The organism is Lentzea fradiae (genome assembly GCF_900100955.1).
Classification (GTDB): Bacteria; Actinomycetota; Actinomycetes; order Mycobacteriales; family Pseudonocardiaceae; genus Lentzea; species Lentzea fradiae.
The window spans coordinates 695,813-709,500 of record NZ_FNCC01000001.1 but is presented as its reverse complement, the minus strand read 5'-3'; the positions used below and the strand labels follow the sequence as shown (position 1 = coordinate 709,500).

General features: G+C 68.4%; 6 protein-coding genes. All 6 read left to right on the top strand.

Annotated elements, in window-relative coordinates:
• Positions 1 to 74: 74 nt before the first annotated feature.
• Positions 75 to 1,643, top strand: coding sequence for a nuclease-related domain-containing DEAD/DEAH box helicase (locus tag BLT23_RS03165; protein ID WP_090045370.1), 1,569 nt, complete (start codon positions 75 to 77; stop codon positions 1,641 to 1,643).
• A complete protein-coding gene (locus BLT23_RS03160; protein ID WP_090045367.1) occupies positions 1,640 to 4,801 on the top strand; it encodes a helicase-related protein in 3,162 nt (1,053 codons plus the stop codon). Before BLT23_RS03165 ends, BLT23_RS03160 begins: the two co-directional genes overlap by 4 nt.
• Positions 4,798 to 6,585 (top strand): DUF1998 domain-containing protein, encoded by a 1,788-nt coding sequence (drmB, locus tag BLT23_RS03155; protein ID WP_090045365.1) that lies wholly within the window; start codon positions 4,798 to 4,800, stop codon positions 6,583 to 6,585. The genes BLT23_RS03160 and drmB overlap by 4 nt, the downstream gene beginning before the upstream one ends.
• A complete protein-coding gene (locus tag BLT23_RS03150; RefSeq protein ID WP_090045363.1) occupies positions 6,582 to 9,737 on the top strand; it encodes a sigma-70 family RNA polymerase sigma factor in 3,156 nt (1,051 codons plus the stop codon). Before drmB ends, BLT23_RS03150 begins: the two co-directional genes overlap by 4 nt.
• A complete protein-coding gene (locus BLT23_RS03145; protein ID WP_218133610.1) occupies positions 9,734 to 11,479 on the top strand; it encodes an AIPR family protein in 1,746 nt (581 codons plus the stop codon). Before BLT23_RS03150 ends, BLT23_RS03145 begins: the two co-directional genes overlap by 4 nt.
• A gap of 149 nt (positions 11,480 to 11,628) precedes the next feature.
• The gene (locus BLT23_RS03140) at positions 11,629 to 13,497 is read left to right on the top strand and encodes a DNA cytosine methyltransferase (protein ID WP_218133609.1); all 1,869 of its coding nucleotides are present in this window, start codon (positions 11,629 to 11,631) and stop codon (positions 13,495 to 13,497) included.
• Positions 13,498 to 13,688: the final 191 nt, after the last annotated feature.

Below are 13,688 nucleotides of genomic sequence, written 5' to 3'. Positions count from 1 at the left end.
ACTCCGCTGTACCACTCGAACACACTTTCGACCCTCTCCCCCGTTTACCGGAAAGCTGGCAGGTCATCGTGCGCATGATCCCGGATTCGGTGCATCCCGGCGCCAGCCGCGCGGAGCAGGAGATCTTCTCCCAGCTCGCCGTTCTCGAGATGGACGGTTGGGAGTACGCCCTGCACAGCACCAACTTGCCCGAACACGACCGCAAGCGGGTCTGCGAGATCGACTTCCTGCTGCTGGGCACCCGCGGCTTCTTGGTGCTGGAGGTCAAGGGCGGCGACATCCTCCTGAAGAAGGACGTCTGGCACACGCGGGACCTCAAGGGCAAGCGGCACCGGCTCAAGGAGAGCCCGCTCGACCAGGCGCGGACCAGCATGTTCGCGCTCGCCAAGGTTCTTCGCCGCACGACCGACCCCGAACTGGTCGACCGCACGGTGTTCGGCTACGGGGTCGTCTTCCCGGAGAGCGAGTTCGACGCGGTCAGTGTCGAGTGGACGCCCGAGATGGTGATCAACTCGGTCCGTCTCGCCTCTGAGGGGTGGGGGGACTGCCTCGACCGGTTGGGGAAGTTCTGGGAGGGCAAGCCCGGGGGTTGGGGTTCGCTCTCGGCAGAGGACATCGAGCGCTACCTCAACGTCCTGCGTCCGGACTTCGACCGCGTGCTCTCCTTGCGCCGGCTCGACGACATGGTGGAGCAGGAGCTCGTTGCCCTCACCAAGAGCCAGTACAAGGCGCTCGACCAGCACAGCAGGAACCCGCGGCTGGTGTTCGAGGGCGGCGCCGGCACGGGCAAGACCATGCTGGCCGTCGAAATGTGCAGGCGCATCCGCGCCTCGGGCAGGCGCATCCTGCTGACCTGCCGCAGCCACGTACTGGCGGCCTTCATCCGGTCGCAGCAGGACCTCGAAGGCATCACGGTGGTTCCGTTCGACGAGGTGGCCGCCCTCGGCGCGAAGACCTTCGACGTGGTCGTGGTGGACGAGGCGCAAGACGTCATCAACGCGCACGACCTCGACGTGCTGGACGCCGTTCTGGCGGACGGTCTGGCCGATGGCCGCTGGGCGTTCTTCCTGGACTCCAACAACCAGCGAGGGCTGGTCGGCCGCTACGAGGACGAGGCGAAGGTCCGACTGGATTCGCACCGCCCGACCTTCGTCGACCTGATGGACAACTGCCGGAACACCATCGAGATCGTCCGCGCCACCCAGGAGCGGACGGGAGCGGACCTCGGGGTGACGACGGCCGGCCACGGCCGCGAGGTCGTGGTGGCCGAGGAAGACGGCGACGAGGTGGTGTCCGTGGTTTCGGCCGCTTTGGCAGAACTGGAGGAGCACGGCGTTCCGCTCGAACAGGTCGTGCTGCTGTCGCCGCGCGACCTGACCTCGTCGGTCTTCGGCAGGTTGCCCTCCGAATGGTTTGAGCGAGTCGACGTGCTGGACCTGATGCGGATGCGCCGGCCGGGCAGGGGACGCGTCGGGTTCGCGCGGATCGCCGACTTCAAAGGGCTGGAGAGCCGGTACGTCTTCCTCGAGGTGGACGACGCAGTGGATGAGCGAGCTGCGCGCGCACAGCTGTACGTGGGCATGACCCGGGCCAAGGCCGCGCTGTGGGTGATCAAGCCGAGCGGGACGGGGGACGACCGGTGACGGGGCGGTACGACACGGGTTTCTCCGACCGGGACCGGGTGCTTGCCTATCTCCACGACCAGCTGGTGGGCCCGGTGGACGGCGAGGACGAGATCCTGTACGAGAAGGAACCTCAGCACCGGTACCTCACCGCCGTGCTGTTCCCGCTGTCCCTCACCCCGCACGCCACCGGCGCGAACGGCCCCGCCGACGAGGCCGAGGAACTCGACGAGCAGGCGGGAGCCGTCCCGCAGGACGACGACGAGGACCCGATCACGCTGGCGGGACAGAGTCGGCCGAGCTCTGCCGGCGTCAGCTTCATGACCACGTCCCGGTCCGCGGTCACCGTGGAGGTCCGCGCGGCGCGGTACCGCGCTCTGGCGGAGGACGAGTGGCAGCGCGAACCGCTCGACCTCGTGACGAGTGAAGCACTGCTGTTCGAACCTCCGGCGTCCGGACCGACGCAGCGGAGAGCTCTCTGGGACGGGAAGGCGAGCGTCGAGGTCACCTGGCGGCCACACCCCGACGGCGTCATCGTCACCGTCGTTCTCGTCAACCGCGCGGTGCAGGAAGAGCGCCGGACCGTGAACCCGGAGGACTGCCTCTTCCAGGTCGGGCTGCGCTGTTCGGTCGCGGGGGCCACCATCATCGGCTATCCGGCGCAGCTTCGCGCCCACAGCGACGAGGAAGCCGAAGAGCTCGAGCTCCAGTACCGCGACGTACCGGTGTACGCCGTCGGTCACGGAACCGCGGCGGCGTGGGACACCACGGGCGACAACCCGGCCTGGGTCGGCACGTCGTTCCTCCCGGTGCACGTCGTGCCCGGCGTCACCTCCGAACTGCCCGGCGTGGCGGACGCCGTCCGCCTGAAGACCCTCGCCCGCATCGACATCGACCCGGACCCCGTGTTCGCCACTCTGACCCGGTTCGTCGACCGCTACACGGACTGGATCGAGAAGACGTGGGACTCGGCTGCGGACGGCCTCCTCCCGCGGCTTCGTCCCGCGGCAGACCGCTTACGGGACCGCGCGTCCCTGGCCAGAGACCGCATGCTCGCAGGTCTCGGCTTCCTGCGTGGCGACCGGATGGCGCTCAAGGCGTTCGCGCTGGCCAACGAGGTGATGGCCATGCAAATGGCGCACAGCGGGCCGGGCCTCGCCGGCTCGCCGCACGCCATCTCCGAAGCGCCGGACCCGGAGGTCGATCACCGTGCGCTCGACCTCGCGTGGCGTCCGTTCCAGCTCGGCTTCCTGCTGATGACCGTGAAAGGTGTGGTCGAGGAGGGTGAGGACCGGGACCTCGTCGACCTGATCTGGTTCCCCACCGGCGGTGGCAAGACCGAGGCGTACCTCGGACTCGCCGCGTTCACCATCCTCCACCGGCGGCTGACGCTGGGCGAAGCCGGCGCGGGCACGGCGGTCGTCACCAGGTACACCCTGCGGTTGCTCACCAGCCAGCAGTTCCAGCGCGCCGCGACCATGATCGCCGCCTGCGAACTGGTGCGCCGCGGTTCCGAGGAGGAGCTCGGCAGCCGTCCCATCTCGATCGGCCTGTGGGTCGGTGGGGAGAACAGCCCTAACAGCTATGCGGAAGCCCGGCGATGGCTCACCAAGGCGCGGGCCGGTATCGCGACCGACCAAGGGTTCCAGATCGAGTCCTGCCCGTGGTGCGGGACCCGCATCGTGCCCAGCGGCCCCGACGACGAGCAGCGCTGGGGCATCTCGGCGACCAACAGCTCCTTCCGCGTGCGCTGCATGAACGTCAAGTGCCCGTTCCACAACGAGCTTCCGATGTCCTCTGTGGACGAACACCTCTACGACAACCCGCCCACGATGCTGGTCGGAACCGTCGACAAGTTCGCCCGCACCGTGTGGAACGAGAAGGCGGGGGTGTTCTTCGGCACGGGTGACGACCCCGGGCCGTCACTGATCATCCAAGACGAGTTCCACCTCATCTCCGGTCCGCTCGGCACGATCGTGGGGCTCTACGAAGCGGCCTTCGACGTGCTGATGGAGCAGCTGGGGAACAAGCCCAAGATCGTCGCCGCCACCGCGACGATTCGGCGGGCGGACGAGCAGACCAAGGGCGTCTTCGGACGGCCCGTCGCGCTGTTCCCGCCTGCGGGCATCGACGCGAGCGACTCGTACTTCGTGCGCACCGACGACGAGCGGCCCGGCAGGGCCTATCTGGGCGTGATGCCGCAGGGGCATACGCCTCTCACCGCGCTGATCCACGTCGCGGCGGCGCAGTTGCAGGCTCCCCTCGAGGTCGAGCTGACGCCCGCGGTGCACGACTCCTACTCGACGCTCGTCGTGTACCACAACAGCCTCCGCGAACTGGGCAAGACAATCAACCTCGCGTCGGACGACATCCCGTCGAGGCTGAAGGTCATCGCACAGGCGGAGGACCACGTCCGGCAGCTCAACGACGACAACGTCGTCGAGCTGACCAGCAACGTGGGGTCCGCTCAGATCCCGCAGCGCCTGGACCGGCTCAAGAAGCCGCACGACGCCCCGGGCGGGGTCGCCTTCCTCGCGAGCACCAACATGATCTCCGTGGGTGTCGACGTCGGCAGGCTCGGCGTCATGACCGTCGTCGGTCAGCCGAAGACGACGGCCGAGTACATCCAGGCGACCAGCCGCGTCGGCCGCAACGCCGACCGCCCCGGTCTCGTGGTGACGGTGTACTCACCATCCAAACCACGCGACCGGTCGCACTACGAGTCGTTCGCCCCGTACCACTCGAGCCTGTACCGCTGGGTGGAGCCGAGCTCCGTGACGCCGTTCTCGGTACCGGCCCGGCTTCGCGCTCTGCACGCGGATCTGGTGGTGCTGGTGCGCCACGCGCTCGGTCTGTCGGGCGACGGGGACGCCGCGTTGTTCGACCGCGACGACGAGCGGTTCACCCGGCTCCTCCAAGCATTCCTCGATCGAGTGGAGCGGGCCGACGAAACCGAGCTCGAACGGGTCCAAGCCCATCTGGACGACCTCATCGAGACGTGGATGAAGCGGATCGTCGACGCGGAACCCGCAGGCGGACTGCGCTACAGCCAGGGCGGGCGCGAACGGCCCAAGCTGCTCAAGCGGTTCACCGACCGAGGTGACGGCTGGGCGACGCTCGACTCGATGCGCAGCGTCGACGTGGAGATTCAGGTTCAGGTGAGGGGGACGCGGAAATGACGACGGTGCGCAAGGTCAGACGTTCGCAGATCATCAGTCCGTTCGGTCCCGGCGCGATCATCGACCTCGTCGGCGAGTCGTTCGTGGTGGAGGATGCGGGCAGGTGGCGCGGCCCGCGCGTGCCCGTCGAGTTCCCCCGGCTGGCCTCCTACCTGGGGGTGGACTCGCTCGCGGCACCGTCTCCGTCCCCGCGCTGGCCCATCCCCTACTACCGGTTTCCCCAGTGGTTGTTCTGCACCGGCTGCCGGCGGATGAGCCGCTGGTCGTACACGAAAGAGGTGGCCAACACCGCGCCGTCCTGCGAGAACTGCCCTGGCCGCAAACAACTCGTCCCGATGCGCTTCGTGGCGGTGTGCGCCGGTGGACACCTGTCCGATGTGGACTGGATCGGGTGGGCGCACTCGTCGATCCGACGTGACCGCAACCAGAACCAGTGCCAGCGGCCGGTTCTGGAGTTCCTGAGCAAGGCCAAGGTCGGTGGTGGCCTGAACTCGCTCGTCGTGCGCTGTGCGACGTGCCGCGGGGAGAGGTCGCTGGACGGCCTGACGACGCGGATCGGTCTCGCTCAGATCGGCAGCAAGTGCACCGGCAGGCAACCGTGGCAGGACCAGCGGGACGCGGTGCCCTGCTCCGAGCAGGTGGTGGCGATGCAACGCGGCGCCTCGAGCGTGTACTTCCCCACTGTGGTGAGCGCGATCGACATCCCGCCCGACTCGGCGTGGAGCACCTTCAGCACTCCACTGGCCTCTCTCCGGAAGAGCGCCGAGTTCAAGTTCCTCCTGAGCGAGCCGAACCACGAGCTGGCCAAGGCGATGATCGGCATCGCCGCGGGCAAGCACGGTCTGTCTCCCACCGAGATCGAGGCCGCGCTGGCGCAGGAGCTCACGGACTCGCGCACCCCTACCGAGGGCGGGCCGGAGAACATCCGCCCGGACGAGTGGGCGGCGCTGATCAACCCGCAGGGGAACCACGACCCCAAGGACCGCTTCATCTCGCGCCGGGCGGATCACCCTTGGGGCGGCACGGGAGGCGGCGCCATCGGCTGGCAGGCCCTGATCCCGGACGTCGTGCTGGTCGACCGTCTCCGTGAGGTGCGCGTGCTGACCCACTTCGAACGCCACACCATGGGTCAGGTGGTGCCGTCGAACCTCAGCGCCGACGCGGACTTCCTGCCCGCCGTCGAAGTGTTCGGCGAGGGGTTCTTCCTCAGGTTCGATGAGGATGCCCTGTCCTCCTGGGAACGCTCCGGTCTTGTGGTCGAGCGGTGCCGAAAGTTGTTGGAGAGGCATCGCACCAAGGGCTTGAAGTGGCTCTCCGAGCCCACGCCGCGTTACGTGCTGCTGCACACCTTCGCCCACCTCCTCCTCCGCAACACCGCCTTCGAAGCGGGCTACTCCACTTCGGCGTTGCGCGAGCGTCTGTACGTGACGAACGGCAGAGGCCCCGCCATGGCCGGAGTGCTCATCTACACCGCGGCCGGTGACCACGAGGGCACCCTGGGCGGGCTGGTCAGGATGGGCGAGTTCCCGCGGCTGGGCAGGCTCCTCGACATGTCGGTCACCGCGGCCCTGTGGTGCTCGTTCGACCCCGTGTGCTCGGACCACCCGGGACAAGGCCCTGACGGCCTGTCGCTGGCCGCGTGCCACGCGTGCACGTTGACCCCGGAGACCAGCTGCGAGGCGACGAACAGGTTGCTGGACCGGCGCCTGCTGGTCGACCCGGAGTTCGGGTTCTTCAAGGACTTGGCGGCGGCCATCGGCGGTGTCCCGGGGACCGTGCTGTGAGCGTCGCGCTGCACACCCCCGTCCACGAGGCCTCCGGGTACGAGGTGGTGGTGGCCGTCCCTGGCGTGGACCAAGCGGCCGGAGCGGTCAAGGCCTACCGCCGTTTGCGCGGGCGGGGCAAGGAGCTCCACGTCATCACCAGGGCCAGTGTGCTGAAGAACCGGATCCGCACGCTGATGCCGTTCGAAAGCCGCGGCGACACGGTGATGACCTACCACGCGTACTTCGCCGACATGTGGCGTGCAGTGCTGCGGACCAAGGCACCGCAGTCCGACGACTACGACATCGACTTCTGGGAGTTCGAGCAACGCCTGCGGGCCCGTCACATCCGGCCGCTGAACCGACGGCACGTCGTCGTGGTCCACGGCCAGCAGCTTCCCGCCGACTTCTATCGGGTGTTACGGCTTCTGCACGTCGAGGCGACGGTGTTCGTCGATCCCGTTCAGATGGTCGACGACTCCGGTACGACGCTCGAGGACCTCGAAGCCCTCCTGGGCGTCGCACGCCCCACATCGGTCGACGTCGACGGCGGCATCCCGCGGGTGCACGAGCTCTTGGAGCACCTCAGTGGGAGACGTCCCCGCTCGGACATCGCGAGCCACGACGGTCCGCGGCCCATTCTCGTCGACCACGACGACGTCGACGAGGAGATCCGGTTCGTCGTGGAGCAGGCGGAGGCGCACCGCGACGAGCAGGTCGGCGTGCTGCTCCCGACCCGTGAACTGGTGCAGGTCTTCAAGGACGGCATCGGAGATCTCTTCGACGGCCGCACTCAGTGGTACCTGTCGGGCGCCAGAGTCCCGGAGCACGCGGCGATCACGACGTCCGACCCCGGCGTCAAAGTGCTGACGTGGGCCAGCGCTGTCGGGATGCGGTTCGACCACGTGGTGCTCGCGGGCCTGGACCAGGTGACCGACAGCTTCCGCCTCGAGACCGCGTTGCGGGTGCTCGGCCCGACGACCCGCTCGGGGTTGGTCCTCTCCTACTCCGGGGCGGGACGTCCCACGGCACTGGCGGATCTGCCGATGTCGTTGTTGGACGACCGCACCCGCAAGACGGACGGCGCCGGGTGGGTGGAGGTGGTTCCCACCCCTGTGTCCCCCGTTCCCGCCGCCACGCCCGAGCAGCAGCCACTTCCTCCCGCGCGCACGGCGATCAGCAGTGCCCGCGCGGTGCTCCAGGCACCGTTGCGGGACGAGATGCGCGCCAGACGCCTGCTGACGGCTGAGGAGGAAGTCGGGTTGGCGCAGTTGATGCGCCCCGATGGAGGCGATCTCGCGGAAGAGCTGCCGAAGGGTTTCCGCGCGGCGCTGCGCGGCGACGACGAGCGAGCGAAGGCGTTCGACGTCATGGTGTTGCACAACACCGGACTCGTGAGGTCTTGCATCCCGCGGTACGCAGGAGCCGGGCTCGACTACGACGACCTGTACCAGCACGGTGTGATCGGCCTGATCCGGGCGATCGAGAAGTGGGACGGTTCCCGCGGGCTGAAGTTCTCCACCTACGCGGTGAACTGGATCAACCAGGCCATGGGCCGCGCCGTTCCCGACGACGGCACGTTGATCCGGCTGCCGGTGCACAAGTACGAACAGGTCCGCAAGGTCCGCAGCGTGCGGGACAGGCTCAGGCTCGACCAGGACGAGGTCTCCGTCGCGGACATCGCCAGGGTCACGGGTTTCTCCCGGGAGAACGTGCTGGACTGCCTGCGCCTGGCCGGGGGCGTGCTCAGCCTGGACGCCCCGCTGAGCGCGGACGGTGACATCTCGCTGGCCGACCTCGTACCCATCCCGTTCGAGCACGACTCGAACCCTGACCACGTGGTGGACCGCGCGCTCGGCGCCGAGCTCGTGCGCGAAGCCGTGTCTCGCCTCAAGGAGCGCGAAGCCGAGGTCCTCCGGCTGCGGTTCGGCTTCGACACCGGCGAGGAGCGCACCCTGGAGAAGGTTGGTGAGCACTTCTCCTTCACCCGCGAGCGAGCCCGCCAGATCGAGGGCAAGGCCAAGAGCAACCTGATCGCGAAACTCGCGGAGGTGGGGCTCGTCGCCGGTGACGCGGACCCCGTTCCCGCTCCTCAGCCGAAGCGGCCTGCCCGCCGGTTGGCCGTGGTGCGCACACCGGTCCGCGAGAAGCGGCCGACCGGCACGGAGATCACCACGGGCACCGGACTCGTGAAACGGCTTGGTGCCACCGGCGAGGACAGTGCCATCGGGCACATGCTGACCGCCTTGGTCGACCGCGCATTGCAAGCCGGTGCTCGTCGTATCCGCGTCAGGAGCGCGGGCTACGGCACGAACTCCAGACTCGCGATCGTGCACGACGGCGCGACCTTCGCCGGGTACACGTTGCTCTCGACCCTCTACGAGGGGAAAGAGGTGTCGCGCGGATCGGTGGCGCTCGGTGTCGCCGCGTCCCTCTACGACGAGATCACCGCCTGGGAGTCCCACGAGTCCCCTGGCTGCCTGATGCTCACCTCTGCCGCCGGTACCGACACTTGGTGGTTGCACCACACCTCACGAAGGCTTCCCGCGGGGCTGGTGGCCGAGGAGGAGCCAGGTCGCTGGTCGGTGGTGCTCCTCCGCGCGCCACGTCCCCAGGTCGCGCGTGCGCGCTTCGAGACGATCCTCGACCGGTGCGTCCGCGAACTCGGTGTGGTGTTCGGCGAACTGCTGGAGCGCAAGATCGGCATCGAGGTCAACGGCAGCGCCGTGACCGCGAAGGACCCGTTCCTGTGGAGCAATCCCGCCGGACAGCACCTCGGGGAGGAGCGAGTGACCGCGGCCGGGTTCTCGGTGGTGGCCAGTCCGCGCGTGCTTCCCCACCCGGACCACCTGCGCGCCGGCGACACGGACGTCGTCGGCGACCCCGCCGACTGGCCTGCCACGCAGGGCTTCTACGTGCGGTGCGACGGCCGGTACCTCTCGTGCGGCGGCTGGCTCGGGCTCGACGGACTGGACATGGCGGAGACGACCGCGCTCGCCAGAGTCCACGTCGAGATTCCGAGCGGCCAGCGCTCCGCGTGGGGAGAAGACCACGCCGGGGCCGCGGTCGTGCCTCCGGAACCGCTGCGCCCGAGGCTGGCCGCTCTCGCACGCATAGCGCGCGGCAAGTCAGAGCTCGTGATCGAACAACACCGAACCGAGGGGACGACGTGACGGACGGCGAACTCGCCGCGTTCGCAGCGGAGCTGCGGAGCAGGGTCGAGGACCGGATCCAGGCTGAACCGGAGCTGATGGCCCGGGACGCCTTCGTGACCCTGGTGGGCGAGCACCTGATCGACGACGGGGCGCTGGACGACCTGGAGACCTGCTACCTGTTCGTGCCGTGGCAGAGCCGTCGCGTCGAGGTGGCTGGGTACGACATCACCAACGACGGCACGATTCTGCACCTCGTCACCGCCGACTACGGCTTGGACGCTGAGCCGCTGAAGCGCGAGCGGCTGACCCAGCTGGTGCGCCGAGTGGGCGCGTTCGCGGAGTTCTGCCGGAACGGCCTGCACGAGCAGCTGGAGCGGTCGAGCCCGGCCTACGACATGGTCGAGCGCATCCACGGCGCGTGGTCGCAGCTGCAGATGATCAAGATCTTCGTCTTCACCGACGGGAAGACCGGGTTGCGCCGCGCGGAGGAGGCCACCGTCGCCGGCCTCCCGACCCTGGTGAACGTGTGGGACGTCAACCGGCTCCAGAAGCTGATCAGCTCGGGCGCCCAGCAGGAGGACATCCTCATCGACGTCGCGACGATGGGCTACGAGGTGCGGTGCCTGGAGTCGGTGGTGCAGGCAGACGGGTACCGCTGCCTGATGGCGATGCTGCCGGGCAAGTTGCTCGCTGACCTGTACGACGAGCACCATAGCCGCCTGCTCCAGCGCAACGTGCGCGCCTACCTCCAGGCCAGGGGAAAGGTCAACAAGGGGATCGCCGAGACGATCAAGGAGCAGCCCGGACGGTTCCTGGCCTACAACAACGGTGTGTCCGCGACCGCTCGCGCGGCGGAGCTCGAACAGACCCCGAGCGGACCTGTGCTCCGGACGCTGACCGAGCTGCAGATCGTCAACGGCGGGCAGACCACGGCCTCGCTGCACCACGCCGCCCGCAAGGGGATCGACCTGTCAGAGGTCACCGTCCCCGCGAAGATCACTTTGATCCCGGACGACCGGCTGGACAGCATGGTTCCCGAGATCTCGCGCTACGCGAACTCCCAGAACGCGGTCACGCCCGCCGACTTCGAGGGCAACAGCCGGTTCCATGTGGGGCTGGAGCGGTGGTCCCGCACCATCTGGGTCACTCCGTCCGGTGTCGACGTCGAGCAGACCCGGTGGTACTACGAGCGCGTACGCGGGCAGTACGACGTCGAGAAGAACAAGTTCACGACCGCCGCCGCGCGGCGCAAGTTCGATCGTGAGAACCCCGTGCGGCAGCGGTTCGGAAAGACGGACGCGGCGAAGTACGAGTACGCATACGCGCTCCGGCCGGACGTCGTGTGCCAGGGCGCCGAGAAGTGCTTCCGGACGTGGACGTCCGAAGAGGGCTTGGCCGAACGCGAGGCCCCTGACGACGTGTACTTCCGCCATCTGGTCGCCAAGGGGATCGTGTTCCGCCAGGTGCGGACGATCATCCAGAAACAGAACTACGGCGGCTATCTCGGGCAGACGGCGGCGCACGCCGTCTCGCTGATCGTGCACACGCTCGGCGGGCTCGACCTGGACCGGCTCTGGAAGGAGCAGACGCTTCCCGGGCCGATCGCCGCCGCGGTCCCCGAGGTCGCGCTGGCGGTGCGCCGAGTGCTCACCTCGCCTCCCAGCGGCGGGAACGTCACCGAGTGGGCCAAGAAGAGCGCCTGCTGGGAGCGCGTCCGCGCGGTGGGCTGGGCTCCCCCGTCCGACGTCCTCGCGGGGTAGTCCTCTCGCCCTCGTCTCTCGTCTCTCGTCCGTACGTCGGGGCGGCCGAACAGACCGGCCCGGGAAGTGGCATGGCTGAAGTTGATCAGAACCAGATCGTCGGTGGTGAAGGTCCCGCGCGGGTCCCTGTTCGAAGGACAGGAGGCGATGTGGCGGTCTACGCGGTGAAACTCGAACGCAGTGACGTGCTCCAGCTGCCGGTGCACCCGGACGCCTGCACCGAGGAGACGTTCCAGCAGTGGTGCGCCGAGCGGGTGGCGGGGGGTGCGCGGCTCGCGGTCGACCTGTTCTCCGGGGGTGGCGGGCTGAGCCTGGGGCTCACCAACGCCGGATGGACCGTCGCGGCTTCGGTCGACCACAACAAGTTCGCGCTGCAGACCCACCGCGCGAACTTCCCCGGGCTCGCTTTGGACGTGGACCTGGGCGACCGGCAGAAGCGCGCCGCACTCATCAAAATGCTCAAGCTCGCCGACATCGACCTGATCGCCGGCGGCCCTCCCTGCCAGCCGTTCAGCCGGGCCGGACGCAGCAAGATCCGCAGCCTGGTCGACGCCGGCGTGCGCGACGAGTTCGACGAGCGGAAGGAACTGTGGCAGGCCTACGTCGACGTCGTGCTGAAGGTCAAGCCGCGTGCGGTCCTCATGGAGAACGTCCCCGACATGGCGCTGGGCGACGACTTCCACGTTGTGCGACGGATCGTGGACATGCTGGAACGCGCGGGTTACCGGACCAACCTCCGGCTGGTCGACGCCTGGCAGTACGGTGTCCCCCAGCACCGCAAGCGCCTGATCCTGCTGGCCCGGTCGGACAGCGCGGCCTTCCCTTGGCCGGAACCGGTGAAACCGGTGACCGTCCACGAGGCGATCGCGGACTTACCCGGGCTCGACTTGGGCACCGGCGGGCGTGACCTTCCCTACGCACCCGACGGCCAGGTCTCGGAATTCGCCGCGCGGATGCGGCGGCATGTCACCGACGGCAGGGTGTGGGACCACATGACCCGACCTGTCCGCGACGATGATCGCAAGATCTTCTCCTTGATGACGTCCAAGACCCTCTACGCGAACATCGATCCCGCCCTGCGCAGGTACAAGGCGGACACCTTCGACGACAAGTACAAGCGCCTCGACTGGAACGAGCTGAGCCGCTCGATCACGGCGCACATCGCCAAGGACGGCTACTGGTACATCCACCCGTCGGAGAACCGCACTCTCACCGTCCGCGAGGCCGCGCGCATCCAGACGTTCCCCGACGACTTCCGCTTCGCCGGTACACGCAGCCACGCGTTCCAGCAGATCGGCAACGCCGTGCCACCGATGCTCGGTGAAGCGGCTGCCACAGCGCTGCTTCCAGTACCAGACAGCGAAATACCCGCGCGGAACGAGTGGCGCGTGCTATCCAGGCAGCTGGCCTCGTGGGCAGAACGGCGTCGCGCCGGGACCTACTGGTCCGTGCTGCCAGGGGAACGTCTGACTCCACCTGTCGCCGCCGTGGTGGCAATGCTGGATCCGTCGCCCGCCGAGCTGGCCGCGTACAACGACGGTCTCGGCGAGGTCGCGACGAAGGGGCGAATCACCAAACGGGCGGTGGACCTCATCGAACGGGGCGCCACCACCCGTGCGTCCGCCGCCACGGTGACGCGGCTTCGGCAGTTGCAGGACGACCGGAAGATCTGGCTGCGGGCGGAGGACATTCCGGAAATATTGGATCTGCCTCCCGGGAAGACCGCTCTTCTGAAGCTCCTGGCAGGCGACGACGTCCTGCTGACCAGCCAGCCGGTCATCCGCGTGTCGTCCAGAGTGCTCAACACCGCCTCGGAACGGGCCAACAGCTTGACCGACGGCCGCGTCGACCTCTCCCGTCTGGTGGGTGGTGACGCCAAAGCACCGTTGCGCATGGCCGCGTTACGTCTGATCGGCCAGCTCCACTGCCACAAACAGGCACCCCTGTGCGAGCGCTGTCCCCTGGCTCGTGCCTGCGCGACCGCGCGGGACAACCAACCTTCGGACCGGCTCTTCTAGGTTGCGCGGGCACGTGACCCACTCCACGAGGTGGTCACGTGCCCACGCCCGCGCGTGCTCGACCACCTCGACAAGGCTCCGCCCCAACGGCATGAGTCCGTACTCGCCCCGCCACCTCGGCACCGAGAACGGGGCGGCGCCACACCAGCCCATCCGCTCCATCGCGGCCAGCGTCTCCTCGAGGATCTCGG

Bases quoted from the DNA above. Each gene is read 5' to 3' on its own strand.
- BLT23_RS03165 (WP_090045370.1), top strand. From the start codon at position 75: ATGATCCCGGATTCGGTGCATCCCGGCGCCAGCCGCGCGGAGCAGGAG.
- drmB (WP_090045365.1), top strand. From the start codon at position 4,798: ATGACGACGGTGCGCAAGGTCAGACGTTCGCAGATCATCAGTCCGTTC.